The sequence below is a fragment of the Streptomyces sp. IBSNAI002 genome, from assembly GCF_052244475.1.
In the GTDB taxonomy this organism is placed as follows: Bacteria; Actinomycetota; Actinomycetes; order Streptomycetales; family Streptomycetaceae; genus Streptomyces.
In genome coordinates, this window is sequence record NZ_JBQPXG010000002.1 from 8,231,798 (window position 1) to 8,258,586 (window position 26,789).

General features: G+C 71.0%; 25 protein-coding genes. 15 read left to right on the forward strand and 10 right to left on the reverse strand.

Going from position 1 to position 26,789, the window contains the following annotated elements; all coding sequences use genetic code 11:
* Nucleotides 1-16 precede the first annotated feature (16 nt).
* A complete protein-coding gene (locus ACTVZO_RS38170; protein WP_443302740.1) occupies nt 17-1,498 on the reverse strand; it encodes an alpha/beta hydrolase in 1,482 nt (493 codons plus the stop codon).
* 276 nt (nt 1,499-1,774) lie between these two features.
* On the opposite strand from ACTVZO_RS38170, the gene ACTVZO_RS38175 reads away from it, so the two are divergent.
* The gene (locus ACTVZO_RS38175; protein ID WP_443302741.1) at nt 1,775-2,473 is read left to right on the forward strand and encodes a lipoprotein; all 699 of its coding nucleotides are present in this window, start codon (nt 1,775-1,777) and stop codon (nt 2,471-2,473) included.
* A gap of 169 nt (nt 2,474-2,642) precedes the next feature.
* On the opposite strand, the gene ACTVZO_RS38180 is transcribed toward ACTVZO_RS38175, so the two are convergent.
* Both ACTVZO_RS38180 and ACTVZO_RS38185 read right to left on the reverse strand, forming a co-directional pair.
* Nucleotides 2,643-2,834, reverse strand: a complete 192-nt coding sequence (locus ACTVZO_RS38180; RefSeq protein ID WP_443302742.1) for a helix-turn-helix transcriptional regulator — start codon at nt 2,832-2,834, stop codon at nt 2,643-2,645.
* Nucleotides 2,831-3,229: a hypothetical protein gene (locus tag ACTVZO_RS38185; RefSeq protein ID WP_443302743.1), complete on the reverse strand. Its 399-nt coding sequence runs from the start codon at nt 3,227-3,229 to the stop codon at nt 2,831-2,833. The genes ACTVZO_RS38180 and ACTVZO_RS38185 overlap by 4 nt, the downstream gene beginning before the upstream one ends.
* A 74-nt stretch (nt 3,230-3,303) precedes the next feature.
* Between ACTVZO_RS38185 and ACTVZO_RS38190 the strand changes: the two genes are divergently transcribed.
* The 3 genes from ACTVZO_RS38190 to ACTVZO_RS38200 all read left to right on the forward strand — a co-directional run bounded on the left by ACTVZO_RS38190 (nt 3,304) and on the right by ACTVZO_RS38200 (nt 8,045).
* Nucleotides 3,304-3,663: a hypothetical protein gene (locus tag ACTVZO_RS38190; RefSeq protein ID WP_443302744.1), complete on the forward strand. Its 360-nt coding sequence runs from the start codon at nt 3,304-3,306 to the stop codon at nt 3,661-3,663.
* 104 nt (nt 3,664-3,767) lie between these two features.
* Entirely contained in the window at nt 3,768-5,633 is a 1,866-nt protein-coding gene (locus ACTVZO_RS38195; RefSeq protein ID WP_443302745.1) for a hypothetical protein, read from the forward strand.
* A gap of 414 nt (nt 5,634-6,047) precedes the next feature.
* A complete protein-coding gene (locus tag ACTVZO_RS38200) occupies nt 6,048-8,045 on the forward strand; it encodes an ATP-binding protein (RefSeq protein WP_443302746.1) in 1,998 nt (665 codons plus the stop codon).
* 61 nt (nt 8,046-8,106) lie between these two features.
* Here the strand turns inward: ACTVZO_RS38200 and ACTVZO_RS38205 are convergent, their stop codons facing one another.
* Nucleotides 8,107-8,700, reverse strand: a complete 594-nt coding sequence (locus ACTVZO_RS38205) for a TetR/AcrR family transcriptional regulator (protein WP_443302747.1) — start codon at nt 8,698-8,700, stop codon at nt 8,107-8,109.
* A 70-nt stretch (nt 8,701-8,770) separates the two neighbouring features.
* Between ACTVZO_RS38205 and ACTVZO_RS38210 the strand changes: the two genes are divergently transcribed.
* Together ACTVZO_RS38210 and ACTVZO_RS38215 are read left to right on the forward strand one after the other, a co-directional pair.
* A complete protein-coding gene (locus ACTVZO_RS38210) occupies nt 8,771-9,313 on the forward strand; it encodes a DUF3995 domain-containing protein (RefSeq protein WP_443302748.1) in 543 nt (180 codons plus the stop codon).
* Nucleotides 9,314-10,151: 838 nt separating this feature from the next.
* Nucleotides 10,152-11,408 carry a protein-glutamine gamma-glutamyltransferase gene (locus tag ACTVZO_RS38215; RefSeq protein WP_443303399.1) on the forward strand — a complete coding sequence of 419 codons (1,257 nt, stop codon included), beginning with the start codon at nt 10,152-10,154 and terminating at the stop codon, nt 11,406-11,408.
* A gap of 145 nt (nt 11,409-11,553) precedes the next feature.
* Here ACTVZO_RS38215 and ACTVZO_RS38220 read toward each other — a convergent pair whose 3' ends face one another.
* The 3 genes from ACTVZO_RS38220 to ACTVZO_RS38230 all read right to left on the reverse strand — a co-directional run bounded on the left by ACTVZO_RS38220 (nt 11,554) and on the right by ACTVZO_RS38230 (nt 14,366).
* Nucleotides 11,554-11,748, reverse strand: coding sequence for a hypothetical protein (locus tag ACTVZO_RS38220; protein WP_443302749.1), 195 nt, complete (start codon nt 11,746-11,748; stop codon nt 11,554-11,556).
* Between the two features lie 215 nt (nt 11,749-11,963).
* Nucleotides 11,964-13,412, reverse strand: coding sequence for a phospholipase A2 (locus ACTVZO_RS38225; RefSeq protein ID WP_443302750.1), 1,449 nt, complete (start codon nt 13,410-13,412; stop codon nt 11,964-11,966).
* A gap of 66 nt (nt 13,413-13,478) precedes the next feature.
* The gene (locus ACTVZO_RS38230; protein ID WP_443302751.1) at nt 13,479-14,366 is read right to left on the reverse strand and encodes a hypothetical protein; all 888 of its coding nucleotides are present in this window, start codon (nt 14,364-14,366) and stop codon (nt 13,479-13,481) included.
* A gap of 947 nt (nt 14,367-15,313) precedes the next feature.
* Here ACTVZO_RS38230 and ACTVZO_RS38235 point away from each other — a divergent pair.
* The 5 genes from ACTVZO_RS38235 (at nt 15,314) to ACTVZO_RS38255 (ending at nt 18,902) form a co-directional block, all read left to right on the forward strand.
* Nucleotides 15,314-15,757, forward strand: a complete 444-nt coding sequence (locus ACTVZO_RS38235) for a hypothetical protein (protein ID WP_443302752.1) — start codon at nt 15,314-15,316, stop codon at nt 15,755-15,757.
* A gap of 263 nt (nt 15,758-16,020) precedes the next feature.
* Entirely contained in the window at nt 16,021-16,593 is a 573-nt protein-coding gene (locus ACTVZO_RS38240; RefSeq protein WP_443302753.1) for a snapalysin family zinc-dependent metalloprotease, read from the forward strand.
* A 275-nt stretch (nt 16,594-16,868) separates the two neighbouring features.
* Nucleotides 16,869-17,414, forward strand: a complete 546-nt coding sequence (locus tag ACTVZO_RS38245) for a PH domain-containing protein (RefSeq protein ID WP_443302754.1) — start codon at nt 16,869-16,871, stop codon at nt 17,412-17,414.
* Nucleotides 17,411-18,097: a PH domain-containing protein gene (locus ACTVZO_RS38250; RefSeq protein WP_443302755.1), complete on the forward strand. Its 687-nt coding sequence runs from the start codon at nt 17,411-17,413 to the stop codon at nt 18,095-18,097. Before ACTVZO_RS38245 ends, ACTVZO_RS38250 begins: the two co-directional genes overlap by 4 nt.
* A gap of 67 nt (nt 18,098-18,164) precedes the next feature.
* Nucleotides 18,165-18,902, forward strand: coding sequence for a dienelactone hydrolase family protein (locus ACTVZO_RS38255; protein WP_443302756.1), 738 nt, complete (start codon nt 18,165-18,167; stop codon nt 18,900-18,902).
* Nucleotides 18,903-18,956: 54 nt separating this feature from the next.
* On the opposite strand, the gene ACTVZO_RS38260 is transcribed toward ACTVZO_RS38255, so the two are convergent.
* The 3 genes from ACTVZO_RS38260 to ACTVZO_RS38270 all read right to left on the reverse strand — a co-directional run bounded on the left by ACTVZO_RS38260 (nt 18,957) and on the right by ACTVZO_RS38270 (nt 21,513).
* A complete protein-coding gene (locus tag ACTVZO_RS38260; protein WP_443302758.1) occupies nt 18,957-19,517 on the reverse strand; it encodes a DUF6817 domain-containing protein in 561 nt (186 codons plus the stop codon).
* Nucleotides 19,518-19,968: 451 nt separating this feature from the next.
* Complete coding sequence (locus ACTVZO_RS38265; protein ID WP_443302759.1) at nt 19,969-20,208, reverse strand: DUF6479 family protein; 240 nt, start codon at nt 20,206-20,208, stop codon at nt 19,969-19,971.
* A 150-nt stretch (nt 20,209-20,358) separates the two neighbouring features.
* The gene (locus ACTVZO_RS38270; protein ID WP_443302760.1) at nt 20,359-21,513 is read right to left on the reverse strand and encodes a transglycosylase family protein; all 1,155 of its coding nucleotides are present in this window, start codon (nt 21,511-21,513) and stop codon (nt 20,359-20,361) included.
* A 393-nt stretch (nt 21,514-21,906) separates the two neighbouring features.
* Between ACTVZO_RS38270 and ACTVZO_RS38275 the strand changes: the two genes are divergently transcribed.
* The 4 genes from ACTVZO_RS38275 (at nt 21,907) to ACTVZO_RS38290 (ending at nt 26,689) form a co-directional block, all read left to right on the forward strand.
* On the forward strand, nt 21,907-23,037 hold the full coding sequence (locus tag ACTVZO_RS38275; protein ID WP_443302761.1) for an FAD-dependent oxidoreductase: 1,131 nt from the start codon (nt 21,907-21,909) through the stop codon (nt 23,035-23,037).
* Nucleotides 23,038-23,558: 521 nt separating this feature from the next.
* Nucleotides 23,559-24,857, forward strand: coding sequence for an SLC13 family permease (locus tag ACTVZO_RS38280; protein WP_443302762.1), 1,299 nt, complete (start codon nt 23,559-23,561; stop codon nt 24,855-24,857).
* Nucleotides 24,858-24,880: 23 nt separating this feature from the next.
* On the forward strand, nt 24,881-25,162 hold the full coding sequence (locus ACTVZO_RS38285) for a DUF3040 domain-containing protein (RefSeq protein ID WP_443302763.1): 282 nt from the start codon (nt 24,881-24,883) through the stop codon (nt 25,160-25,162).
* A gap of 9 nt (nt 25,163-25,171) precedes the next feature.
* A complete protein-coding gene (locus tag ACTVZO_RS38290) occupies nt 25,172-26,689 on the forward strand; it encodes a potassium/proton antiporter (protein ID WP_443302764.1) in 1,518 nt (505 codons plus the stop codon).
* The last annotated feature ends 100 nt before the right edge of the window (nt 26,690-26,789 follow it).

Consider the following 26,789-nt stretch of genomic DNA (forward strand, 5'->3'; position numbering starts at 1 on the left):
GCCCTCGCGGGCGTCGTCAGGTGCAGATCTTGCCCTCAGGGGGGAGTTGGCCGCTGACCAGGTAGCGGTCGACCGCGGTGTCGATGCAGGCGCTGCCGGCGAAGGTTGCGGTGTGGACGGTGTTGTCGTAGGTGAGCAGGCGGCCGGAGGAAAGGTGGCGGGCCACCGACCGGGCCCACCTGTAGGGGGTGGCCGGGTCACCCGTGGTGCCGATGATGAGGATCGGTGCGGCGCCGGGCGCGGTGACGGGGTGTGAGGTCTGGTTCGCCGGAGCCGGCCAGTGGGTGCACCCGGTGAGACCCAGAGCGGTCGATTCGCCGAACTGCGGCGAGACCTCGATGAACTTCGCCCGTGCGGCCTTCGCCTCCGCGGGGGTCAACCGGGCACCGAGCGTGGAGCTGAGGCAGCTGATCACCCAGAACGCCTGTTCTCCGGACGGGGTGTCGTCCGAGTACTGCTCCACCACCGTCGGGACGCCGTCCCGCACCTCGCGGAGCATCTGGCGAAGGTCCTCCCACCTATGTCCTCGCAGTGCGCCTTTGATGGAAACGGAGAGGTACTCTCCGGTGACCCTGATGTCCTTGCCCTGCAGGATCGGAGCGCGATTCAGCTGCGCACGCAGTGCGTCCAGGGTCTGTGCAGCCTCCTGGGGGGAGCGGCCTACGGGACAGTCGTCGCGGGTGGCGCAGTCCTCGGCGAAGACCTCCCAGGCCTTCTGATATCCGCGGGCACTGTCGAGCCATCGGTCGAATCCGTCGAGGGCGGGGTCCATCGGGCCGTCCAGCACCATGCGGCCCACCCTGGACGGGAACAGTTCGGCGTAGGCCGTACCGAGGTAGCCTCCGTAGGACATGCCGTAGTAGTGCAGTCGTTCGTCGTCCAGGAGCGCGCGCAGCACATCCATGTCCCGGGCCGTGTCCAGGGTGCCGACATGAGGCAGCAGCTCCCCGGCGTGCCGCTCGCAGGTAGCGGCGATCCGCTCGTTCACGGCCGCGTTCGCGTCGATGTCCACGGGGTTGTCGGCCGGGGCGGGGTCGGGACCGCAGTCCACCGGGGTGCTGTCGCCGGTGCCGCGCACATCCATCGCGACCAGGTCGTACGAGGCCCGGAGGGAGGCCGAGAAGGCGTCCGCATTGTTCACCAGGTAGTCGAGCGCCTGCACGCCCGGACCGCCGGGGTTGATCTGCAAGGAGCCGATGCGCTGCTCGCCCTTCCCGCTGGCCGCCTTACGCATGACGGTCAGCTTGATGTCGCCCGCCAGCGGGTGGGCGTAGTCCAACGGTGCCAGCAGTGCGGCGCAGTCGAACTGCGGGGCTGGTGCGCACTTCTCCCAGGACAGGTCCTGCTCGTAGTAGCGCCGCAGTTCCGGCGGCACCGCCGGGTAGCCCGCCGAGGGCGCGGCGGGAACGGCCCCCACGATGGGGGACAGGCCTGCGCCCACGACGGCCAGTACGACGGCCGTCAGAGCGCCGAGACGCCGGAGCCTGGTGTCGGTCATGGGAATGCCTCCTCGCCCCGAGGGCGTCTGCCGTGATGCGTATGGGGTCCGGGTTCCACCGGCCCTTCAGTGCCGTCCATCACTCCATTCAGCCGGGAAGGGCGCGCACCGTCACGGCACGGAAGCTCGGGACTTGACAACCCGACCGGAGCGCCGGCAGGTCCGCGGTCTGGGACGAGGCGCCAGTCTCGGCCGGCAGCCGCACGCGCCTGACCTGCTAAGTTGGCCGTTTGTCGCTGTTCGGAAGACGTTTTCACGAGTGGGGGAGTACGGACGATGCGGTACGGGCTGGTGCGAGCGGCGATCGGTGTGATCGGGGCGGGTGCCCTGGTGGCGGGACTGACGGCCTGCGGGCCGTCGGAACCGGAGAAGGCCACGGCCACAGGGGGCGCGCAGGACCCGAAGTCGACCGCGACCCCGGGCGCGGCCCCCGGCGCGAGCGCGGGGACGGCCGGCAGCGCCAAGGCCGCCGGATCCGTCGGCGGTGACGGAACCCCGTGCCGCCTGCCCGTCTCCTTCGACCTGGCCGAGGGCTGGAAGCCGAAGGCCGTCACCCACGCCGAGGACGACCAGTTCGCCGCCCTCTTCAAGCAGGGCGGGACGACCCTCGCCTGCGAGATCGACGCCAAGCCTGCCGGGATCATCGGCTTCCCGCGCGTCTGGGCCGCGGATGAGCCGGCCGCGCCCGGCGATGCCCGCAAGGTGCTCGAGGCGTTCATGGCCGGCGAGAGGGTCAAGGGCGCGCCCGTCTACACCGACGTGCAGGCGGGCACCGGCAAGGCCGCGCTGCCCGGCGTCCAGGCCTCGTACGAGACGGCGCCGCTGGACGAGCCCAAGAAGGAGAGCGCCTTCGCCGCGGTCACTCCGGGCGGCAAGGCGGTCGTCATCCAACTGGGCGGCCTGGACAGTGACGAGCACGAGCAGATGCTGCCCGCCTTCCGGCTCGCCCAGCAGTCCCTGGCGGCGGCCGAGTAGCCGGCCCCACCAGCCTCTGCCGACGAGCTGACCTACCCGAAGGCCGGTCGGGGCCGCCGGCGCGCGGCCTCATCGGCCCGTGGTGGGCGGCGAGCTGGGCCAGGCGACGCAGGGACGCGTACCGGCTTGCGCGAAACCGTGGGCGATGTTGATCGGAAACGCGTTGGGTTCATTCGTCGATGAAGAGTTCTTCGATTCTCAGGCCGAAGAGCTTGGCGAGACGAAACGCGAGGGGAAGGCTTGGGTCGAACTTCCCTGTTTCGATGGCGTTGACCGTCTGCCTGGACACTCCGGCATGCTGAGCCAGGTCGGCCTGCGTCCAACCGCGCTCGGCGCGCAGGTCCGTGATGCGGTTCTTCATCGGTATCGGATCTTGCCGACGGCGAAGGCGATCACGAAGAAGGCTCCCATGAGCATGGGGAGGACGGCGATGTTGATTTCGTGGGTGACGAGGTCGGCGGCGTTCGCGACGACGTAGGAGAATCCGACGATCCACCCCAAGCCCAGCGTGGCCGCCAGCGCATCCTGCATGATCTTCCGTTGCAGCTCATCGAGCGCGCGGAGAAAGCGCGTGAAGGAAGCAATCCAGCCGATGCCGACGGCGAGATTGACGGCAATGGCGGCCCAGCTCATCACCTGCTGTGGCGGATCCCAGAGAAGTCGCGGGCCGAACTTGGCCAGGGCAAGGGTCGACGCCCAGGCGACTGTCCAGAGTGCGAGCCGAGCGGTCGCCCTTATCTCGTTATGCGCTTGCACGGGGTGCCGCCCTTCGGCGAGGTGTCAAGGACGCTTGACACGCTATGAGGGGCCCCGTTTCGTGTCAAGCGTCCTTGACAGAGTTCCAGGCGTGGGCGGGGGACTGCTACCGCGTGGGCTGCTTCCTGGAGATCGGCGTGTGGGACGGGAGTGAGACCCCTGAGGCGTCCCCACGGAAGGTGCGCGTCCTCCCGTGGAGGCTCCTGCCCTCCGAAGCCCCGCTGCCTTCCGCGACCTCCGGATACTTCAGATGCTCCGCCGGGGAGATCCTGTTCCAGGTGGGCATCGCCGTGGCACTCGCCGAGGAGGACGACGCGGCGCGGCGCATCTCGGTCGGCCGGAGGTGCTCCGAGCCCGGCGGGCTGTATCCGTACATCGACGACGCGTACGTGCGGCCGACGCATCCGGTCGGCCGTGCCGGGCGCCGGCTGTGACCTGAGCGGCAGGCGAACGCCGGTTCGGGTCCTGAGCCATGTGACCATCTCATGATCGTTTCGTTGGTCGTGGCGTGGCACTACGACATCGGCGCGGGACGGCTGTGCGGCAGGTCGAGGCCGTCGTCGTCGAGCGCTACCCGCGATGGGTGCGCCTGGCCTATCTGACGCTTCCGGCCGGCCTCGGCCGGCACACGCGCGTGCTGCGCGCCCACCGTGCGGTGCAGCAGTCGCTGAACCCGGCCGGCCGGCGGGTCGCCCAGGGCGCGGACCCCCTCGACGCACTGCGCGCGGAAGTGCTGCGGCGGGCGGCCGGGCGGATGCTGCCGCTGCCTCCGTGGGTGGGTGTCTGGGGGCTGCGGATCTGGCCCAGCGCCGAGGGCCTGGACGAGGCGTCCCGAGACCTGGCCGCGCTGCCCGCCTTTGCACGGGCCGCGCACGTGCTGTGCCGTTGGGACGGTCTGTCCGAAGAGCATGCGGCCCGGATCCTGGCTTCGGCCGGGGCTCCGGATCCGGCCGGAGCGGTACGCGTCGGCTTCGCCGTCATCCCGCAGAACGCGGCGGTCGGGGAGCGGGACGCCGTCGTACACCCCGGGCACGTGCACACCCGCCCCGCCGACCTGCTTCTGCGCCGGGCCCGGGCGCGCACCGGCTGGGCGGGACTCGGCGTACTGGCGCTGTGCGCGGCCCTGGCCACGGCCTCCGGGGGCGGCGGGGCTCCCGCGCCGGGCCCGTACGCCGGTGCGCCCGCCGCCCGGGCCGCCCTCGACCCGGGGCGGCTGGTACGGGTGCCCGGTCCGGCGTGGTCCGACACCGGCCGCCTGGACTTCACGGCCTGGCCGGCCCGCGGCGACCGCACGGCCGACCGGGCGCTGCTGGCCCGCGCCCTCGCGACCTGGGGCACACCACCCGCCGGCGCCACCATCACCGCCGCACCCGCCACCTCGACCCGACCGCCCCTGCAAGCACCGCAGTTGCTGTACGCAGGGCAGCCCGAGAAGGGCGTGTCCGTCGTAGTGCTCCTGGACGCCGACGGCCGGCTCGTTCGCTACACGGAGCGCGGCACCGCCAGGAGCATGGACTTCGCCCAGACGAACGACGCGGGCGTCACCACCGCAGCCTCCGTCGTCCTCCTGCGCGGCGACGTCCAGGGCAAGGCCGGGCCGGCGGTGCAGTTGCTGGCCCCGTGGATCGCCACCGCCGCGGTCCGAGACCTGAACGCCCCCTCAACTCCTGCGCGCCCCTTGCCGGTAGCCGGCGACGGCACCGTCACATTGCGGGCCGGGGGAGGAACGGGCTGTGCGACGGCACCCGAACCCGCACTGGAGGTCGCGTCATCGGCGCGGATCGTGGAGAAGCACGCATTCCTCCTCGCCGATCTGGGCGGCCTGCTGCCGGTTCACCTGACGTACACGCCGCTGCCGGAGGCCGCCGGCGTGGCGCACGCCCGCCAGCCCAGAGAGGCCACCGGTTCGGCTGCCCTGGAGCGCTGGGCCCGAGAGGCCTGCGTACTGCGGGAGGTGGACGGGCGGGCGGTCCGGTCCGTCAATCTGTGGGACTTTGCACGCGCCGACCTGCCGGAAGGAGCCGGTCAGGGGCTGTGGTCCTGTGTCCGGGCGACGCACTGGACCGGCCGGGGCGACGTGGTGGTCCGCCTGCGACCGCCCGGCGGCGGTCAGCCGGTGACAGCGGCCAAGGTCCCGGCGACCGCCGCGTGCGGCCGCTTCGGGCAGCACGTGCTCGCGGCCGCCGTCTGGCGAGCCCCGTCCGGCCGCGCCTACCAACTGGCCGCCGGAAGCCGAGAGGTGAGTGACATCACCGCCTCCGGCTCGGTCCGGGCCCGCGCCACGGGCCGTACGTTCGCCGCACCAGCCGCCCCGCCCGGCGCCACCCCGCCCGTCCTGACCGCCCGCCTGCACAGCGGTACGTCCCTCACCGCGCTGGACGGGGAGAGCGGGGGACGGGACTAGGGGGCGTCTGACGGATGTCCGCGGCGTCGCTGGGCAGACGGGAGTTTGACGACAGGCCCTAGCGGAGACGGGGCTGGTGAGTCCGGGGGCGGGGGTCGCGCGGTCAGTCCTCGGGGCGGATGAGGCCGCGCTCGTACGCCTTCACGAGGCGCTGGAGGAGCCGGGGGAGGTGAGCGGTGCCATGGGCAGCCGCGCTCGGGGCCCGAGGGCGCCGCGCGCCGGTCCTCCTTCGGGTGACCTCTCATCATGGCCGTCTGCTCCCGGCGCGGAGGTGTGAGGCGCCGTGTACGGCGTTCCTGCGGCCCTTTCCGATCGCGTGGGCGCGGTGGACGGACGCCCCGCGTGCCGGTCCCGTGCATGAGCGCAGGCCAGACTTCTCCCGTGCGCGAAGATCTCGGTGAATGTGGCACGTTCGTGGGACGTGATCGTGAGCTGGGGCTGCTCGCCGCGGCGATGGAGGAGAACCGGCTGGTCACGGTGGTGGGACCGGGCGGGACGGGCAAGAGCCGGCTGGCCCGCCGGTACGTCGAGCGTCATGTCCCGCGTTCCGCCCGAGGCGTCCACTGGGCGGAGCTGTCGTCCCTGCCCGACGGCTCCCGGCTCACGGCGGTGGTGGCCGGGTCGTTCGGGCTCGCCGACCACACCGTCCGTGACCCGCTGGACGCCCTGTGCGCCTGGCTGGGGGAGCGGCGACTGCTCCTCGTACTCGACTCCTGCGAGCACCTGACCCGCGAGACCGCCGTACTCGCGGTGGACCTGCTCACCGTGGCGCCCGGTCTGTCCATCCTGGCCACCAGCCGTCAGCGGCTGGGCCTGCCGGGTGAACACGCGCTCCCGCTGGGTCCGTTGGGGCCCGCAGACGCCCTCGAGCTGTTCGTGCGACGGGCCGCGGACGCCAACGGCGGGCCGGCTGCGCCGACGTGGCCGGCCGAACACCTCGCCGCGGCCCGGGAGATCTGCCGGCGCCTCCAGGGCGTCCCGCTCACCCTGGAGCTGGCCGCCGCCCAACTCGCCTACTGCACCGTGGAGGAGCTCGCGCTCCGCCTGCGCCGTCGCATCGACCCGCTCACGGCGAACCGGATCCGGGGGCCGCGCCGTCACCGGAGCCTGCGGACGACGATCGGCTGGAGCCATGAGTGGTGCGATCCGGCCGAACGGCTGCTCTGGGCCCGCCTCTCGGTGTTCCGCGGCCCCTTCACGGCGCAGGACGCCCAAGCCGTGTGCGCGGACGGTTCGCTGGGAACGGACGAAGTGCCGGTCGCGCTGGAGGGCCTGGTCGCCAAGTCCGTCGTCCGGCGGGCCGCCGCCGAGCACCACCTGCTCGACACCGTCCGCGAATACGGCGACATGTGGCTCGGGCGCCTCGGCGAACGGCACACCCTGCTCCTGAGACACGCAACGCACTTCCAGGACCTGGTGCGCCAGGCGGACGAGGGCTGGCTCGGTCCGGAGCAGGGGGCCTGGTACCGGCGGCTGCGGGCCCACCATCACGACCTGTGCGCCGCCATGGACTTCCTCTTGCGGACCGACCCCGACCGGGCCCTGGACACAGCGGCGCGCGCGGCCTTCTTCTGGGCCTGCTGCGGGCGCCTGCACGAGGCGACCGCGTACCTCACCCGTGCCCTCGCCGCATCCCGTCCCGGCCGTACGGCCCGGGACGGCCGCATGACCCGGGACGGCCGCACGGCTTCGGCCCGAGCCCGTTGGGCCCTGGGCATCGTGCTCCTGCTCCGGGGGGAGCACGATGCGGCACACCGGCTGGCGGTCGCCGGCCATGCGCAGGCCGTGGCCGGGCCCGGCCACGCCGATGAGGTCCTCGACGCGACGTACCTCCTGGGGTTGAGCCACTTGGTCTCCGGACGCCCGCTGGCTGCGAGGATCGTGTCCGAGAACGCCCTTCAGGGCCTGCCCGGCGACCCCTTCGCGTCGGCGGCGCGGCTGCGCTGTCATCTCGTGCGGCTGTTCGCCCTCACCGCGATCGGGCTGCGCTCCGAGGCCCGCGCCGAGGCGCAGGCCCTGAGGTCGGGCTGCATCGACGTCGGAGAGCGATGGACCCGCTCGTATCTCGACTACCAGCTGTCGCTGATGGCGCTGCTGGACGACGAACCGGCGATGGCTGCGGCGTACGCCCGCTCCATGCTGGACGCCAAGCAGTACCTGGGCGACAGCTTCGGCACCGCCCTCGGCCTGGACCTCCTTGCCGCTGCTTGCGCTGCCGGAGGGGACGCCGAGACCTCGGCGCGTGCGGCCGGGGCGGCCCATGCGCTCTGGCAGACGGTCGGGCACCCGCAGCGCGGCACCCCGGAGCTGAAACCGCTGAGGGAGGAGGGCGAGAGCCTGGCGCGTGCCGGCCTCGGCGACGGCGGCTACGACCGCGCGTTCCGCGAAGGGACCCGCGGCTTCGGCCCGTGACCACGCAACCTGGGGTCGAAAACGGTGTCCGGCTGTCCGCCGGCCCACGGCCGGGGTCCCCTCACACCGCGCGGTTGCGAGGGGTGCCCGTGACGAGCAGCTCGACCAGATGGTCGAGGGCCTCCCGTGCGCCCTCGCTGTCGGCCACGGTCTCCGGGGCGGCTTGCGGCGCGGCCCTGCGCAGTTCGATCCAGCCGAGGTACGCGGCGTACGCGGTCACGGCCCGGCGCCGGGCGTCCCCGTCGGGCAGGCCGAGCTCGGTGAAGACGCCGGTGAGGTAGTCGAGCCGGGTACGCGTCACCCGGTCGAGTACCTCGGCGACGGCCGGGTGGTCGACCTGCGCGACGATCGCCGGCTCCAGCCCGGCGATCTCCTCGTCCTCCAGTGCCCTGGCGAACAACGCCCTGGCCCGCTTCAGCGGGTCGGGCTCGGCGCTGACCTCCTCGATGACCTCGCCGGTCGCGAGCCTCTCCCAGGTCTCCAGCGCGGCAACCAGCAGGGCGTCCCGGTTCTTGAAATGCCAGTAGAAGCTGCCTCTGGTCACGGCCAGCTCCTTGGCGAGCACGTCCACCGCCACGGCGGCCACTCCACCGCGGGCCAGCGCCGCCAGCGCCGCCATCGTCCAGTCCTCGCTGGTCACTCTCCCCTTGGCCATGTTCCATACGCTACTGTATGGATTATCCATACAGTGCTGTATGGAAGACCCTGCCGGGAAGGGGATCACGATGGACGCGCGCACATCCGACACGGCCGGAACGCCTGTGAGGGCTGACCACTCCGACCTGTCCGCCGAGGCCGAGCACGTATCGGACGCCGACGGCGTCACCCGTGCCGCCGCAGCCGCCGCGGCCGCCGGGCTGGTCGCGGCGGGGGCACTGCACGCCGTCTGGGTGTTCACACCCTGGCCGCTCGGGTCGGCTGCCGAGTTCGCCGAGACGGTCGTGGGGGTGACGGAGGACCGGCTGCCCTCGGTCCCGTTGACGCTCGGCGTCGCGGGCGCACTGGGAGCGGCCGGCTATGCGGTCCTCAGCACAGGCCGGATCGTCCCTGGGGTCGGACCGGAGAGGCTGCACCGCCTCGGTGCGTGGGCGGTGGCCGGCGTACTGGCCGCACGCGGCATCCAGGGCTTGATCCAGTCCGGCCTGGCCCTCGGCGACGCTCCGGACCCCTACCGGCACTGGGACCTCGTCCTGTACTCGCCCCTCTGCCTGACGCTGGCCGGTCTGACCGGCTTCGCGGCGCACCGCACCCGACGCGGCCGCGGGTAGCGGGCGCTGCCCGATGGCGATGGTCCGGCTCGCCGTTTCGTTGCGTCCCGCCCAAGGGGGGCAATACCAGCCTTTCCGGTGAGGCACGGGTGTGTGGCAGCAGCGCTCGCGGTCCGACGCGGCGGGGGAGGGGCTGCGGCGGCGAGTGGCGAAGACCTGACGGTTCCTGTCAGGGGAAGGGAGCGGTGGTGGCGTCGTCGATGTCCCAGGGGCCGTCGACGACCGGCCCCTTCACGTTCGAGTCGCCGGCGTTGAAGCGGCGCCCCGCCCATCAGTGATGCCAGCCCATGACCGCTCCGCTCCTGCGTCCGAGGCATCGGCATTTCCATCTCCGCGGTCGCGGGTGCGGAGGGAAGGGGCTTCCTCAGCGTCGCATCCGTTTACATCCGGAAGGCTCGGATTCATGGCCGGATAGAGCACCGTCCGAGAGCGTGGCCGGTTCTGTAGCCGGGTGTTGTCGGGGAGCCGGCATGAGGGACATGATCTTTCCTCGTACGACCTGACGACCCATTCGGGAGCTGAGAAGTGATGCCAACCCCCCTTCCACGGGATAGAGCCGGACAGCCCGCAGGCAACCGGCGCTGATTGCCCCGAGGGTGCGGTGCGACGGGCTTGTGTCTGACCTTGCCCGGATGACGCCGCACAGTGGAAGTTCTGAATTTTCTGCGGCCCGGCAGGGGGCCGGCGCGTGTGGCCGCAAGAGGGCCTGACGTGCCAGCGGACATTCGGTCGGTGGCCGGGTTCTACTTCCGTGTCACCACAGTCTTCAGCGTTCCCGAAGCCTCCTTCAGGTGTGCGTCGTTCCTCCAATTTCACCGGAGTGGAGTTTCTGATCCCTATGCACAAACGCTCGAAGTCCCTCACGCTCACCACCGTGAGCGTGGTGATGTGTACCGCTGCTTTAGCCCCGTCCGTCAGCTTCGCGGCCGACAGTCCCACCGTGGACAAGGGCGAGTCCTACGCCGAGAACCATGGACTGACCGCGGATGACGTCAACCGCATCAACGCGTTGAACGAGAAGGCCCTGCGACTGGGGCAGCCCGAGAATCCCCCAGGACAGGTACCGCCGAACGCTGTCCCGTCACCCAGGGATTCCGCGTCGGACAGCGGAATGGAGATACCGCGGGCCGAGCCGCTCGGCAGGATGCCCGATGCGTACCGGGCCTACGGCGGCAGAGCCTCGACGCCCGTCGGCAACTACATACGCAAGTGGCAGCAGATATACAGCCACCGTGACGGCCGACAGCAGCAGATGACCGCGGAGCAGCGGGAGCAGCTCGCCTATGGTTGCGTCGGCGTCACCTGGGTGAATTCCGGGAACTACCCGAAGAACAAGCTGGGTTTCGCGTTCTTCGACGAGGACAAGTACCAGGACGCCGTCAAGAACGGCAGCCCCCGACGGGGTGAAACGCGAGCCGAGTTCGAGGGGCGAATAGCCAAGCAGAGCTTCGACGAAGAGAAGGGCTTCAAGCGCGCGCGGGACGTGGCGTCCATCATGAACAGGGCCCTGGAAGGCTCCCGCGACGAGGGCGCCTATCTCACCAAGCTCAAGGCAGAGCTCGCCGAGAGGGATGACGCTCTGCTCGGCGAGGAGAGCCGATCCGACTTCTACGCGGCTCTGAGGAACACACCGTCCTTCAAGGACGAGGACGGAGGAAACTTCGATCCCTCCAAGATGAAGGCGGTCATCTACTCGAAACACTTCTGGAGTGGACAGGACCCGCGTTCCTCCTCCGACAAGAGGAAGTACGGAGACCCTGGCGGGTTCCGCCCCGACCAGGCCACAGGCCTCGTCGACATGTCGCAGGACAGGAATACGTCACGCAGCGCCACCAAGCCTGGCGAAAGCTACGTCAACTTCGACTACGGCTGGTTCGGCGACCAGAAGGAGACTGCTGCCGACAAGACCATCTGGACCCACGCCAACCACTACCACTCGCCCAACGGCGGCATGGGACCCATGGAGGTGTACGAGAGCATTTTCCAGAAATGGTCGGCCGGATACGCGGACTTCGACCGTGGAGCCTACATGGTCACCTTCATACCCAAGAGCTGGAACACCGCGCCTGACAAGGTGACGCAGGGCTGGCGTTAGCGAGGCCGTCGCCTCTGCTTCGGTCACCGAGGCGATCGGGGCGCTGCACGCACCATCCACGGGTCCAGTTGACGACGGGCCGGGGGGCGGCCGGGCCGCCCCCCGGTGCGAACCCGCCGGCGTCGCGTACGGGATGTTCAGTGGCTCATTCCGCCGGAGGGGTGTACCCCCAGGTCACGGGCGCTGGGTCTTCTTCGGACGAGACGGTGGTCACCTTGACCGTCGGAGCCGCCGTCGCCGTCGTGGCGGGGAGGAGGATGCCTCCCGCGACCGCCACGGCCACCGCCGCGATCGCCGAGCCCCTCAGGTGCGCGGAGTTCTTCTGGATCTTGTGAGTCATTGATTTTTCCTGCTGGTAGGGCAGGGCACCCGTCCGGCGCCCTTGGTCTCGGTTCCAGTAGGCCGGAGCCACCCCCGAGAGGTCATGCACCGGGATTTCGGGGCTTGACACCGCCGGGGACGGCTGAACCCCGGCTGCTCCCCTTGCGGGGCGCGGCCGGGGGCCTGTGCGTGCCGGCCGCGCCGGCGAGGGGCCTGTGCGGTGTGGGGAGCGGGTCAGCCGCGGGCGGTGGCGACTGCGCCGAAGTAGACCGTGGCGGCCTTCTTGCATTCTGCGCGTTCGGTGGGGGTGTAGACCCGGGGGAAGCCCCGCTGGTCGCAGACCTCGTTCAGGTCCTGGCGGAAGATCAGGTCCATGCGCTGCTTTCCGGCCGGGTTGGTACGGAAGGCTGTCTCACCGAGGAGGTCGCGGTAGTTGCGGTATCCGAAGTCGTGGCGGATACAGGCGAGGGTGAAGTCGTAGCTGCCGACGGAGTTCGGGGCGGGGGAGTTGCACTGGTTGGTGCTCCACCGGAACTCGAAGCGGTCGGGCTTGCCCGTGCGGTGGGCGCCGTACTGCCTGTACCAGGCGTTGGTGGCGTCGGTACCGAACTGGGTGAGGGCCGTCAGGCGGGCGACCTTCTCCGCGTGGGTGGCCGGGGCGGTGGGTGCGCGCAGGTCGAGCCACTTGTCGTTGGAGCCGTCGCCGTTGTACTTCTGGACGGAGCGGTGGTCGGGGGAGAGCCGGTAGAGGTAGTGGCCGTTGGTGGCGAAGGCGGCGGCGGGGCCGCCGATGCGGTTCCACCGGCCGTTGCCCTTGTGCTGGTAGAGGTCGCCGGTCGCCTTGTCGGTCTTGTAGAGCGTGTTGCCGGCGAAGATGTGGCCGGCCTGCTTGCCGACGGTCTCCCACTTGCGGCTCTTCGCGTCACGTTCGACGACCTTGTGGTCGGCGTTCAGCCGGTAGAGGTTCTTGTCGGTGACGGCGAACCTGGCGCCGGGATCCCCGGCCTTGGTCCACTGGTCGGGCTTGTCGTCGTACGAGTAGAGGGCGCCGGTGGCCAGGTCGGTCTTGTAGAGGGTGCTGAGTGGGCGGCGGTTGATGCCCTTGGCGGTGTAGCGGACGTCGTTGGCCGGGCCGGCGAAGAGGTTCCTGGCGGGTCCGCCGATGCGTGTCCAGATGTCCTTCTTCCCGGTGTACTCCCAGACTCCGCTGTTGTCGGGGCTGATGCCGTACACCTTCTCGCCGGTGGCGACGAACGTGAGGCCGGGCCCGCCGATGCGGTCCCACTGATCGGGCTTGCCGCGGTACTTGTGGATGTCGCCCGCTGCTGCATCGGTCGCGTAGAGGTTCGTACCGCCCGCGTAGATGTTCTTGGCGGGCCCGTACACCTTGATCCAGTTGTTCTGGTGGGTGGACCATTCGTAGACGCCATGGTGGTCGGCGGCGAGAGCGTAGACCGCCGTGCCGGTGGTGACGATCTGATCCATCGCGATCGTCGGTGCCGGGGCGGAGGCGCGGTGGAACTGCCGCTTGGCGGGCGCCGCGTTCGCCGCGACGCCGAGGGCGACGACCCCGACGGCCAGCAGGCACAGCATGCGGAACGCGCCGTGGAACCTGCGCCACCACGTGACGGCAGCCCTGGGGGCGTGCGGAGCCTGCCGGGTGTGTGGGGCGTGTGGGGGCATGACGTTATTCATCGAGATCCCTTCGGGGACGGTCGGTGGACGTGCACGGGCGCGGAAGGGCGCGATTCAGAAACTGAAGATCCACTGCCAGAAGGAGACCCGGACGGTGGGTGCGCAGCCGCCGCCGGGCGCGGGAACGGTGGCGTCCGGCCGGGCGGCCGAGGTGGGGGCGCCCGCGGTGCCGGCCGGAGGCTTCGAGGCGGAGGGCGACGCGGCCGCGGCCGGGGCGGTGGGACTCGGATTCGGCTCTGGCTTCGACTCCTGCTTCGACTCCTGCTTCGACTCCTGCTTCGCCTTCGGCTTCGGCTCTGCCTTGGGCTTCGGCGGTGCGGTGGGCTGGGCCGGTGCCGGGGAGGGTGCCTGTGGTGCGGTGGTGATCTTCTTGTAGCGCAGGGGGATGTAGGCGGTGCGGGGGTGCCCGGCGATGCGGCTGTCGTGGATGTTGGCGGTGTCCTTGCGGGCGGGCCGGCCGCTGCGGCTTTGGCTGTAGTAGACGAAGTCGCCCTTGGCCTTGTCGGTCCAGCCGCCGAACAGCACGGCATGGGCGGCCGGGTAGTCGAGGGCGTCACCCGCCTGCAGCTGGTCGAAGCCGGACAACCGGTCGGCGACGGCAGGCAGCGACCGGGTGGTCAGGCTCTCCTTCAGCTGCCAGGCCATCGACACGAACCCGGAGCAGTCCTGCCGGTAGGAGCCGCCGGTCGCCTCGTCCTTCCACCAGCGCGCCTGGCTGTACGCGACACCCTTCTTCACCCAGTGCTCGGCCCGGGCGATGACCTGCTCCCGGGTGGCGGGCCCGCCGGGTGCCGCTCCCCGGCCGATGCTTCCGGTTGTCATGGGGCGCTCGTAGTGCGGTGTGCTCTGGGCCTGTGCGGGGATGACGGCCAGCCCGATGGCCAGCGCCAGTCCCGCCAGGGCCGCGAGTGCCTTGGGCCGGCGGACGAACGGTCGGTGCACGGTGGTTCCCTCCTGGTCGTGGTCCCGCTGTCCGCGTTGGCGGAAGCGGTGGAACACCACGCTGGAACCTGATCTGATTGTCCGTTGGGTCGTGTTGTCGTCAGTGCAGGTCAGCGATTTGGGGACACCGGACAACCGCGAATGTGCGCGGACGTCCGCGCACACGCCGACAGCAGAGGAGGGGGAGGGATGAACAGACCGGGGCGTCCGCCGGGCCCGTTGAGGGCCGCACACCCGAAGCCAACGATCTGGCGCGGTTCCTGCGGGAGCTGACGGCCGAGGACACCGTCAGCCGGCTCGAAGAGCGCTACCGGCTGAGCAGGAGCGTGTGGAGCGAGTACCGCTCCGGCGCGAAGATCATTCCGCTGACGCGGCTCAACCAGATCATCGAGAACCGCTACCCCCGCGACGCCCGCACCAGAACCGACAAGCTCCAGCAAGCGCGCCGCCTCCACACCGCCGCGACGACGCCAACGACCGTGACGAGCGCACGTGTGCAGGACGGCGGCGGCCCACCAGACCCAGGCAATGCTGCTGCCCTGACGGACACGGAACCGATCCCGCCGGCGGGTACGGCGGCCCGGCCCCTGCCCGGGGGCCGAGCCGCCAACGAACCGGACACCGGCACGGATCGGCGTGCCCGGCGCGCACCGCGTGCCGTGCGGTGCTGGGGACGCTGGAGCGCCCCCGCGCAGTGGGCCGCACTCGCGGGCCTGGTTGCCGTCCTGGTGGTCGCCAACCACTACAACGGCTCGCCCCAGACGTCCGACGGGGCCTCCTCACGCGCAGACACAGCGCAAGACCAGCCGATCGCAGCACCTGCCCCGCCGAACCCCCCTGCCGCAACCCCCACACCATCCGAAGGCTCCGACCCCGCGTCCCTGCCCTCGCCGAGCTCCGCGCAACAGACACCCCCACCAGTGCCGTCCGGCTGGCATACCGTCCGCGTGGAGGCGCTGCGCCTCGCCGTCGCCGTACCCGACGGCTGGAGACCGGACATCGACAACGCGCTCCAGTCCACCTGGGTCTCACCTGACGGCCGCTACGTGATCGGAGTGAAACGGGACGACAGCAACGGCCACACCGCCCAGGTGGCCGCCCAAGGACAACTCGCCTGGTACGCCGAGGCGGAGGAGTCGAAGATGGTGGCCCTGACCTCAACGACCCACGCGGACGCGCAAGACGGAAAGGAAGCCGCCCGCCTGGAGCTGGACTACCACTGGCCCGCCCGCGAAACCCCGTGCCACCGCACAGAACTCTTCGTCGCCGGCGACGGCGGACAGGTCTACCAACTCCTCGTCAACGACCAGCAGTACGACGCGCAGACCTCGGACCTCCCACGGCTCCTCTCCACCGCCCGCGCCCAGTGGCGTACGGACCTCACCGACTGACCGTGGCCCGACGTGATGCGAGGCCGGCCACGAAAGCGACAGGGCCGGCTGGGTAGTGCCGCCCGCTGACCGGGCGTCGGCTGGAGTGGCTGCCACAATTGGCTGGCAGGTGCATGACGGTTTGGTGGGGCGCGGGGCTACCTTCTTAGGGCTCCGGAGGGGCGGCTGTCCGAACGTGCGGGCTACAGGCGGTCGGTGGCCGCGTCTCCAGTGCCCCGGCTCCGCCGAGGGGCCGGGCCCCCCACGGATGAAGGAAGACGACCATGTCTCTGGGCACCTGGCTGAAAATAGGAACCTCCGCCGCCGCGATGGTCCTCGCGGCGGCAACCGCCGCGACCGCGGCACCCGCGCCCATACCGGACTCCACCACAGCGGTAGTGACGCTCCGGTACGACGACAGCAGGGCCGGCGGCTGGGAATCGGCCATCGCGGCCGGCGTCGCCTCCTGGAACGCGAACGTCGGCAACGTTCGGCTGGTGGAGGCCGCCCCCGGGGTCCGCGCCGAGATCGTCATCGTGGCCACCACCGGCTGGCCGCAGGCCACCCTCGGTCCGGTCCGTCCCGGGCGGCAGGTGCGAGTCGAACTCGGCGCGCAGGCTGTGAGCCAGGGGTACGACAAGACGCGCATCGCCGCGCACGAGCTGGGCCACAGCCTGGGCCTCCCGGACACCAAGCCGGGGCCGTGCTCCCAGCTGATGTCCGGGTCCAGCCCCGGGACGGCCTGCACCAACGCCGTGCCCAACGCGACCGAGCGATCCCGTGTGCAGAACGCGTACGCGAACGGGCTCATGGCAACGGTGCCGACCGACGGCCGGATCCTCATCGACGCCCCCTGACCCTCGGGCCATCGGGCGAGCGAGTGGGCCGGTGCGGGTGCCTGACCGGGGCAGGACTCCCGGAGGACAACCGCGCCGGCCCACTGCCCTTCACGGGGAAGACGGCCGGCCGACGAGGTGTGGGCGAACGTTGTGATAAATATGCAAGCCCTCTTCCCTCGCTGAGAACGGAGCCGCGCCGGTCGTGAGCAACGCCGCCCCGGCAAGTCGCCCGCGACGTGGGAACGTCCGCAGGGGAGTTGTTCCCATCACCGGACCCGTCGCGGGAGTTGACGATGCCTCATTCCGCGACGTCCGAAGTCCATTCCCCGTCCGCCGCCGCGCCCTCGGGAGCGGTCCTGGAGCTGCGCCCGCCCAGCCACCCGATGGACCGCCGGTCGATCCCCTGGTGGACGGTCCAGGCGCTGGTCTCCTTCGTGCCGTTGGTGCTGGTCCTCGTCCTGCTCGGGATACTGATCACCCCGGCCAGGGACTGGCTGCTTCCGGCGGCGGCCGTGGTGGCGGGGCCGGGTCTGCTGTACGCGGCGGTGGTGCCGTCGTGGCGGTACCGGGTGCACCGGTGGGAGACCACCGATGAAGCCGTGTTCACCCGGGCCGGGTGGGTGCGGCAGCAGTGGCGGATCGCGCCGCTGTCGCGTATCCAGACCGTGGACACCGTGCGGGGGCCGCTCCAGCAGCTGTTCGGCCTGTCCACACTCGTCGTCACCACCGCGTCGGCCGCGGGAGCGGTGAAGATCCACGGCCTGGCGCACGGACCGGCCCGTGACCTCGCGGAGGAACTGACCCGGATCACGCAGACCACCCCCGGGGACGCGACGTGAGCGAAGCCTCGGACGAGGGGGTCGCGTGGCGGCGGCTCGACCCTCGCGTCATCGGCGTCACGGGCACCGTGTGCACGCTGCTGATCTTCGTAGCCGCCGTGGTCATGTGGTGGCGGGACGCCCCCTGGTGGCTGCACGCCTCGGTTCCGCTTCCGATGGCGTATGTCGTCGGGTACGAGATGTTCCGCTGGACCAAGACGTACTACCGGCTCACCCCGGAACGCCTTGAGCTGCGCACGGGCATCCTGCTGCGCAGCCACCGCGCCATCCCCCGGCACCGGGTACGCAGCGTCGACGTGTCCGCGAACCCGGTGCACCGGATATTCCGGATCGCCACGGTGAAGGGGGGCACGGGGCACCGCGTCGGCTCCGCGGACAACGCCGTACTGACGTTGGACGCGCTGTCCCGGCAGGACGCCGAGACGCTGCGCGAGGACCTGGTGCGCCGGGCGGCCGTGGAAGCGGAACGCGACACCGTCGCGCGGCTCCAGTGGAAGTGGCTGCGGTACGCACCCCTGTCGGTCTGGTCCGTCGTACTGGGACTCGGCGCGGTCGGGGCGACGTACGAGACGCTGGACACGATCGGGGCCGACCCGGACACGACGGTGGTGCCCCAGCTGTCCGGCTGGCTGAGTCAGGCCGATCCGCTGCCCGTCCTCACCCTGACGTCCACCGGGCCATGATCAATCCGTTCTGCCAGTGGCAGAACACCGGCCGGACCGGGCTCGACGATCACTAAGGTCCCATCTCATGACGAAGATGACGACGCGCACGGTCGAGTACCCGGCAGACGGTTTGACGATGATCGGGCACCTCGCGCTCCCGGCCGGTGTGGACCGCCGGCCCGCCGTACTGCTCGGACCAGAGGGCATGGGGCTCAGCGACGTCGAGCGCCGCCGGGCCGATGCGCTCGCCGAGCTGGGATATGTAGCGCTGGCCTTCGACCTTCATGGCGGGCGCTATGTGGGCGACCCCGAGGAGATGCTGGCCCGTTGCATGCCACTGCTCGCCGATCCCGACCGGATGCGGGGGATCGGCCACGCGGCGCTCGACGTGTTGCGCAGCGAACCCCGGACCGACCCCGACCGGATCGCCACCGTCGGCTACGGAACCGGGGGCGCCATCGGACTGGAACTCGGGCGCGACGGCGTCGACCTGCGCGCGATCGGGACGGTCAACGCACTGACCACGGGCCGGCCGGGCGAGGCAGCGCGCATCCGCTGCCCGGTGTGGGCCGGGGTCGGGTCGGAAGACCCGATCATGCCGCCCGCGCAACGGAACGCGTTTGCCGCTGAGATGCAGGCCGCAGGCGTCGACTGGCGCCTCACGGTCTACGGCGGAGCCTTGCACGCCTTCCACCACCCGCCGGTCGACCACCCCGTGGTCCCCGGAGTCGGCTACCACCGACTGCACGCGCAGCGAGCCTGGCGCGACGTCGTCGACCTGCTCGCCGAGTGCCTGCCCGTGACGGAGGAACCGGGGGCATGACCCAGGCGAACATGCAGGTGCCAGGCCTGGACCGCCGAACCCGGTGAACACGGCTCAGCCGAGGACCGCGGTCACCTCGCGGCGTGCCGCCTCCGACAGGAGGGGCGCCCAGCGGGTGAACAACTCGAGCAGGTCCGCCCCGTTGCGTTCGCGGAACGACTCGTTGACCTTGGCCAGGTCGAGCTCGTTGGCCACGGTGAGTTCGGCGACGTCGCGTCGCTGTTGCAGGGACGGCGTGAACTCCTCACCGGTGAACCGGTTCCGGAAGGTCACCGCCGATGCGTCAGGTGCGGCGAGGCTGGGGTAGGAGGCCGCGCGGTCGCAGCTGGCGTAGAAGTACACGAGCTCCTCGGCCTCCGTACCGATCGCCTCGGCCAGGCGATCGCGCTCGGACAGCTCCAGGAGCACCAGCGGCAGCCCGTCGGTGCCGTAGAAGGCGTGGCACAGCGCCGCGGACTGCAGTGCGGGCCGCGCGCCCCATTCGGCGAGCAGCGCCTCGACGCGCAGGAGATGGGTCAGGAGCGTGCCGCCGGAGTGCTTGGTCGTCTGCGCTCCCATCTCCTTGAGCAGGACTATCGCCGGCGAGTCGGTGGGCTGGTCGTCGCTGTGCATCATGAGCCCATCATGACGAGGTCCACGGGCCCGCGTACGGCGGGACCGGCATGCGGACAGGGGCCCTGCGTCTTGAAGATCGTGTCACTGTCTGTGTTTACCGTCCGTCAATTTGGTAACAAGACAGTGACAGGTAGCCACTACCCGACGGAAGGAAGGACCATGAACCTCGTTGCCGTGCTCATCCTCGTTGCGGTGCTCGCACTTGTCGGCCTTCTGGCCGCGGCCCCCAGTGCTCCGGTGCGCCGCAATCCGTTCCCGGGTCGCTGGCGGCGATCCGGCCACCGCCGGCCGGCCGCTGCCCGGTCATCCGGGGTGCCCGGGCAGCGAGGAGTTCACAACCACGCGCGCTGACGTCGGGCGCTGACACGGCCTCTCGGCCAACGTCCAGGCCGCGTTACGGCCCTGTTCCGGAGTGCAGCCGGAACAGGGCCGCGCGCGTGCAGGCCAGGAGTCATGGGCGTTGCGGGGGGCCGGTCCCGCTGCCGGTGTCGTCGGGCGTGTGCCAGGACTTCCGTCGGGCCCGGGCGGCGGGGACCTGCTCGGACGGGCTCGCTCCGGGGTCCTTGCGGGCCGCCGCGCGTCTGCTGCCGTACCAGAAGGCACCGATCAGCAGTACGACGACGACCACGCCGACGAGGATCAGGTAGAGGGACGGGAAAGCGGAGGCCGCGAGGGGCTCTGTGGCTGTCATGTGGTGCGCCTACCCGCAAACCCGGCCAGGACCACTCCGGCGTGCATACTGAGCCGGACGAGGGCGTGCCGGAGAAGCCGGGGCCGCAGTCCCCGCCCGTGGGGGATCACCTCACCTCATGCCTCGGCTGAGAGCTCCCGGGCGGCGCGGTCAGACGGTGGCGCCCCGCCCGCGCAGATAGGCGACGGGGTCGATGTCGCTGCCGTAGCCGGGTCCGGTGCGCACCTCGAAGTGGAGGTGAGGCCCCGAGACGTTGCCCGTCGCACCGGACAGGCCGATCTCCGCTCCGGTCGTGACGCGCTGGCCCGGGCTCACGTCCAGTCGGGACAGGTGAGCGTACTGGCTGTACTTGCCGTCTTCGTGCCGGATCACCACCTCGCTCCCGTAGGAGCCCGCGATCCCGGCGGACACGACCTCGCCCGGGGCCATGGCCTTGACCGGGGTGCCGGTGGCCGCCATGAAATCGACTCCGGTGTGGTAGCCGCTGGACCACATGGCACCGGCCTGCCGGTAGGGCGTGGTGACCGGTGCCTGCACCGGGGCGACCGCGCTCAACGCCGTGCCGATCTCGCCCGAGAGCTGAGCCGCCCCGGAGCCCGGGGAGGAGGCCGCCTCCGTGGCGTCCGCCGGTGCGAACCTGGGGGCAGTGTCGATGACGGTGCTGCCGACCGAGAGCCGGGCTCCCTCGGGCAGCACCAACGGGTCATCGCCGATCACCCTGCGGTTGCAGTCGTAGAGCTGCTGCCAGCCGCCAGGGAAACGCAGGCGGTCGGCGATACCACGCAGGGTGTCCCCCTTCTTGATCTTGTAGGTGTCCACCGCCGGCTGCTCGCCGGGAGGAACCTGCGCATCGGCAGTACCCGCAACCTCTGCCTGATCACCGGCCTCCGAAGCCGGTGCAGCGACAGTGCCCTGGCTCAGGCCGCCCTGGCTCAGCCCGGCCTTCACCGAGCACACCGGCCAGGCCTGCGGCCCCTGAGCTGCCAGGACCTTCTCCGCCACCGCGATCTGATCCTCCCGGCTCGCCTGGTGCGCCTGCGGCGCCAACCGCGTTCCGCCGAACTCGGCCCACGTACTCGCCGTGAACTGCAGGCCGCCGTAGAAACCGTTGCCCGAGTCGGTCTGCCAGTTGCCCGTGCTCTCACAGTCCGCGACGCGGTCCCACACATCGCCGCCGGCCGCGTTTGCCCCTCCGGAGAACAGGGATACGAGCGTCGCGGCCGAACCCGATGCCACAGCGATGGAGCGACGCAAGCGCCGGGATATCCGGGAACGCGTGAAGGACATGGGCAGGGCGAACAGCATGAACGAGCTCCGAAGTCATGAAAGGGGCAGACGCAGCCCTGATCCGAGCGCGCGATCGATCGAGGCGCCGGACGGGCATCGGCGATGCACTGCGTACGGGGGGTACGACGCCACGCGGCGTGTCCTGAGGCCAGGGGGCGATCGAAGGACGCCGGGGCGCGGTCATTCCAGCGTGAGGTGCCATCCGGGGCCTTCGCTGCGACTTCCGTCAGCAATCGGCCCTCACGAAAGTGAGCCGTGCACGGCGCTCCGATGTGTCGGGACCGATGTGCGGTGTCGGTCGTCCATCGGCGGCTGCCGGTTCGATGTCGGCGGCTTGTCGGCGCGGTCCGTCAGGGTTCCGGAGACGGCCGGCCGGAGTCCACCGGGCGGCCCCGGTCCCCAGGAGCGACCATGCACATGCCCGTCACCATCATTGGCGCAGGGCTCGGCGGACTTACGCTGGCCCGCGTCCTGCACGTCCACGGAATCCCGGTCACGGTCTACGAGGCCGAGCCCTCCCCGACGTCGCGCGCGCAGGGCGGGATGCTCGACATCCACGACTACAACGGGCAGCTCGCCCTCGAGGCGGCCGGCCTGATGGACGAGTTCCGCGCCATCGTCCTGGAGGGCCGCCAGGCCATGCGGGTACTCGACCGGGACGGAACCGTCCTGCTCGACAAGGCGGACGACGGCACGGGCGGCCGCCCCGAGGTGCTGCGCGCCGAGTTACGGCAGATCCTGCTCGACTCGCTCCCGGCCGGCACCGTCCGGTGGGGGCGCAAGGTCGCCGGCACCCGCGCCCTCGGCTCGGGCCGCCACGAGGTGACGTTCGCCGACGGCGGCACCGTCGTCACCGGCCTGCTGGTCGGTGCGGACGGCGCCTGGTCCCGGGTGCGGCCGTTGCTCTCCACCGCCACACCGCAGTACACCGGCACCTCGTTCGTCGAGACCTACCTGTTCCACGCCGACACCCGTCACTCGGCCGCCGCGAAGGCGGTCGGAGGCGGGATGCTGATCGCGCCCTCGCCGGGCAGGGAGATCTTCGCTCACCGGGAAAGCGGCGACACCCTGCACGCCTACGTGGCGCTGACCAGGCCGGAGGACTGGTTCGCCGCCATCGATTTCACCGATGCCGCAGCGGCCACCGCGCGCATCGCGCGCGAGTTCGACGGCTGGGCGCCGGAACTCACCGCGCTGATCACCGAAGGCGACACCGCACCGGTCCTGCGGCCCCACTACGCGCTGCCGACCGGGCACCGGTGGGACCGGGTGGCGGGGGTCACACTGCTCGGCGATGCCGCCCACCTGGCGGCCCCGAACGGCGAAGGCGCCAACCTGGCCATGCAGGACGGCGCCGAGCTCGGCAAGGCCCTCGCCGCACACCCCGACGACGTCGAGGCCGCGCTCGCCGAGTACGAGGAGGCCATGTTCCCCCGGAGCGCCGAGGCCGTCACTTTTGAAGGTGGAGAGGTTCCGGGGATCGACTCCGAGCACAACACGGCCCAGGACCTGATCAACATGATCACCGAGCAGAGCGGATAAGCCGCCCAGCCCCCGATGGGATGCTCTCCATCCCTTCGCCCCGCTCGCACACCGTGCCGACTCCTCGCGCTGCTGGTGCACCCACCTGCCGGGGCCACGTCGGGCGGTGGACGTCAGCGCCCGGTCCAGATCCCCGCGTTGGCGGCCCTGGCGACCGTCACCGCCGCGGGCCGCCGCGGGGTCTCCGGGCGGATCCCTCCCGCGATGCGTGCGTCGCACGGCCCATGTGGGCGCCTACCGGCCGCGTCGGCCAGGCCGCGGAGGCGGAGCCTGGCGGCCTGACCTGCGAGAAACGGTCTGCCGTGGGAAGGCCTTTCGTGGTCGGGGGTGGTGAAGATGGGTGCTGGCCCCGATGCGCCGGGCTGGGGCGCCAGGTGATGGTGGGGATCTGGAGCACTCGCGGTTCGGGGCGGCCCTCGTGGGACGCAGGTGCTCGCGGCAGCACCTGCGAACGGAGCCGAGCCGATGACGACCCCGCTCCCGTCCCTCCATCCCTCCGGCACTGGCCGGGCGGCCCCGCCATGAGTGTCACCGCGTGGCTGGCCGTGGCGGTGTTCGCTGCCGTGTACGTGCTGATCGCCACGGAGAAGGTCCACCGCGTCACCGCGGCCCTGGGCGGAGCCGTCGTCATGCTGCTGATCGGCGCGACCAGCGCGGAGCACGCCTTCTTCTCCGAAGACGCCGGCATCGACTGGAACGTGATCTTCCTTCTCCTCGGCATGATGCTGATCGTCTCCGTCCTCAAGCGCACCGGCCTGTTCGAGTTCGTCGCGATCTGGGCCGCCAAGCGCTCGCACGGACGCCCGTACCGGCTGATGGTGCTCCTGATCCTCGCGACCGCGTTCCTGTCGGCCTGGCTGGACAACGTCACCACCGTCCTGCTGATCGCCCCCGTGACCATCGCGGTCTGCACCAAGCTCGGCGTCCCCGTCGTGCCGTACCTGATCGCCGAAGTGATGGCCTGCAACATCGGCGGCGCGGCCACTCTGATCGGCGACCCGCCGAACATCATGATCGGATCCCGGGCAGACCTGTCTTTCAACGACTTCCTCCTCCACATGGCACCGGTCACCACCGTGCTGATCGTGGTGTTCGTGGTGATGGCCCGCTGGATGTTCCGTGGCGCGTTCTCCTTCGACCCCAAGCGGGCCGCGCACGTCATGGCCATGCGGGAGCGGGACGCCATCACCGACGGCCGGCTGCTGGCCGTCAGCGGCATCGTCGTCATGATCGTGATGGCCTGCTTCGTCCTGCACACCACCTTGCACCTGGAGCCCTCGGTCGTGGCGATCTCAGGAGGGCTGGTCCTCCTCGCCGTCTCCCGGCTGGACGCCCGCAAGGTCGTGGCCGATGTCGAATGGGAAACCCTGGCCTTCTTCGCCGGTCTGTTCGTGATGGTCGGCGCACTGGTACAGACGGGCATCCTCACCGACCTGGGCCAGGCCGCGGCCCGAGCGCTCGACGGCAACCTGTTCGGCGCCTCCATGGCCCTGCTCTTCGGATCGATCGTGCCGTCCGCGGTCATCGACAACATCCCCTTCGTCGCCTCGACCAGCCCGATCGTCTCCGAGATCGTCACCGCCTCCGGAGGGCCCGAACAGGCCCAAGTGCTGTGGTGGTCCTTCGCGCTCGGCGCCGACCTGGCCGGCAACGCCACGATCATCGCCTCCTCCGCCAACGTCGTCACCGTCGGCATCGCCGACCGCGCCGGACACCACATCTCCTTCTGGCAGTTCAGCCGCTACGGCCTGGTCGTCACCGCCGTCACGACGGTGCTGGCCGGGGCGTACGTGTGGCTGCGCTACTTCGCCCTCGCCTGACGTACGGAAAGGAGGTACGGACCATGACGGATTCCGATGACGAGCGGATCGCCGGCATCGAGGCGCTGCTGTGGCACGACGATCCCCGCTTCGCCCGCGGACTGGGCAAGGGCCGCCCCCGGCGGCCCCGCGAGTACCGGCGCGGCCGGGCCTGGCTGGCCATGGCGCTGGCGCTGGCCGCCGTGGTCACCGGTGCCCTCGTACCGCACGGGCTGGTGCTGGCAGCCGGTCTGATCATGGCCGCGCTCGCGGTGAACCTCTTCGACACCACCCGCCGGCGACGCGCTCACCGGCGTCGGCCCTGAAGGCACGCCGTGGCACTGCCGCAGCTGTACCTGGTCCTGCTGGTGGGCGGCATCGTCCTCATGGCCAGCATCGCCGCCGCCCGGGCCGCGCACCGGCTCGGCCTGCCGAGCCTGCTGTTGTTCCTCGCCGTCGGTGTGATCGCGGGCGAGGACGTGATCGGCATCGAGTTCGACGACGCGCAGCTCGCCCAGTCCCTGGGCGCCGCCGGACTCGCCGTCATCCTCGTCGAGGGCGGCCTGAGCACCCACTGGCCCGACGTCAGGCGGATGCTGGCACCGGCCGGTGTCCTCGCCACCGCCGGCGTCGCCGTCTCCGTGGCCGTCACGGGGGCCGGCGCCCACTACCTCCTCGGCATGGACTGGCACCTGGCGCTGCTCCTGGGCGCGATCGTCTCCTCCACCGACGCCGCTGCCGTTTTCGCCGTCCTGCGCTCGCTTCCCCTGCCCCTGCCCCGTAAGACCACCGGGCTGCTGGAGGCGGAGTCCGGGTTCAACGACGCCCCCACCATCATCCTGGTGCTGGTCTTCTCCACCGCGGCGGCCGATCTGCCCGGCCCGGCCGCCATCCTCGGCAACGTCCTCTACCAGCTCGTCGTCGGCGGACTGCTGGGGCTGGCCGTCGGCCGCATCGGGGTCGCGGCACTGCGGCACATCGCCCTGCCGGCCACCGGCCTGTACCCGCTGGCCACCGTCGGATTCGGCATCATCGCCTTCGCCGCCGGCGGCTTCGTCAACGCCAGCGGCATCATCGCCGCCTACCTCGCCGGACTGGTCCTGGGCAACTCGCGGCTGCCCCACCGGGCAGCGACCCGCTCGTTCGCCGAGGGCACGGGATGGCTCGCCCAGATCGGCCTGTTCGTCATGCTCGGCCTGCTCGTCGACCCCAGCGAACTATCAGCGGCCGTCCTGCCCGCCCTCGCGGTCGGCCTCGTCCTGCTGCTGATCGCCCGCCCCGTCTCGGTCACGGCCTGCCTGCTGCCCTTCCGTACCCCCTGGCGGGAACAGGCCTTCGTCTCCTGGGCCGGGCTGCGCGGCGCGGTCCCGATCGTCCTCGCCACGTTCCCGATCGTCGCCAACGTTGACGGCTCCGGGCACTTGCTCAACATCGTCTTCGTGCTCGTCGTGGTCTTCACGCTCGTCCAGGGCCCCACCCTGCCCGCCGTGGCCCGGCTCCTGCACATCGCCCGGCCCGGGGCCATGCGGGAGATCCAGGTCGAGAGCGCACCCCTGGACGTTCTCGACGCCGACCTGCTGACCGTGACCATCCCGCCCGGCTCACACCTCCACGGCGTCGCCGTCTTCGAACTACGGCTCCCACCGCCGGCGGTGATCACCCTCCTGGTCCGCGACGGCACCACCCACGTACCCGGCCCCGACACGGTCCTTGCATCGGGCGACGAACTCCTCCTCGTCACAACCCAGGTGACCCGGCAGGCCACCGAACGGCGCTTGCGCGCCGTCGGCCGCCGAGGCAAACTCGCCCGCTGGCTCGGCGAACACGGCAGATCGGAACCCGGAGCAGAGTGAGGGTGACCGCGGTGGAGACCGGATCGCGTGCGGTGTCCCGGTGCCAGCCCGGATGACCGGCCGGGAAGCGGTGCAGACGGTGGGCGAAGCCGCCCGTTCC

Coding starts and splice junctions, on each gene's coding strand:
- ACTVZO_RS38170 (WP_443302740.1), bottom strand. CDS start 1,498: ATGACCGACACCAGGCTCCGGCGTCTCGGCGCTCTGACGGCCGTCGTA.
- ACTVZO_RS38175 (WP_443302741.1), top strand. CDS start 1,775: ATGCGGTACGGGCTGGTGCGAGCGGCGATCGGTGTGATCGGGGCGGGT.
- ACTVZO_RS38180 (WP_443302742.1), bottom strand. CDS start 2,834: ATGAAGAACCGCATCACGGACCTGCGCGCCGAGCGCGGTTGGACGCAG.
- ACTVZO_RS38205 (WP_443302747.1), bottom strand. CDS start 8,700: ATGGCCAAGGGGAGAGTGACCAGCGAGGACTGGACGATGGCGGCGCTG.
- ACTVZO_RS38210 (WP_443302748.1), top strand. CDS start 8,771: ATGGACGCGCGCACATCCGACACGGCCGGAACGCCTGTGAGGGCTGAC.
- ACTVZO_RS38215 (WP_443303399.1), top strand. CDS start 10,152: ATGCACAAACGCTCGAAGTCCCTCACGCTCACCACCGTGAGCGTGGTG.
- ACTVZO_RS38220 (WP_443302749.1), bottom strand. CDS start 11,748: ATGACTCACAAGATCCAGAAGAACTCCGCGCACCTGAGGGGCTCGGCG.
- ACTVZO_RS38225 (WP_443302750.1), bottom strand. CDS start 13,412: ATGCCCCCACACGCCCCACACACCCGGCAGGCTCCGCACGCCCCCAGG.
- ACTVZO_RS38240 (WP_443302753.1), top strand. CDS start 16,021: ATGTCTCTGGGCACCTGGCTGAAAATAGGAACCTCCGCCGCCGCGATG.
- ACTVZO_RS38245 (WP_443302754.1), top strand. CDS start 16,869: ATGCCTCATTCCGCGACGTCCGAAGTCCATTCCCCGTCCGCCGCCGCG.
- ACTVZO_RS38255 (WP_443302756.1), top strand. CDS start 18,165: ATGACGAAGATGACGACGCGCACGGTCGAGTACCCGGCAGACGGTTTG.
- ACTVZO_RS38260 (WP_443302758.1), bottom strand. CDS start 19,517: ATGATGCACAGCGACGACCAGCCCACCGACTCGCCGGCGATAGTCCTG.
- ACTVZO_RS38265 (WP_443302759.1), bottom strand. CDS start 20,208: ATGACAGCCACAGAGCCCCTCGCGGCCTCCGCTTTCCCGTCCCTCTAC.
- ACTVZO_RS38270 (WP_443302760.1), bottom strand. CDS start 21,513: ATGCTGTTCGCCCTGCCCATGTCCTTCACGCGTTCCCGGATATCCCGG.
- ACTVZO_RS38275 (WP_443302761.1), top strand. CDS start 21,907: ATGCACATGCCCGTCACCATCATTGGCGCAGGGCTCGGCGGACTTACG.
- ACTVZO_RS38280 (WP_443302762.1), top strand. CDS start 23,559: ATGAGTGTCACCGCGTGGCTGGCCGTGGCGGTGTTCGCTGCCGTGTAC.
- ACTVZO_RS38285 (WP_443302763.1), top strand. CDS start 24,881: ATGACGGATTCCGATGACGAGCGGATCGCCGGCATCGAGGCGCTGCTG.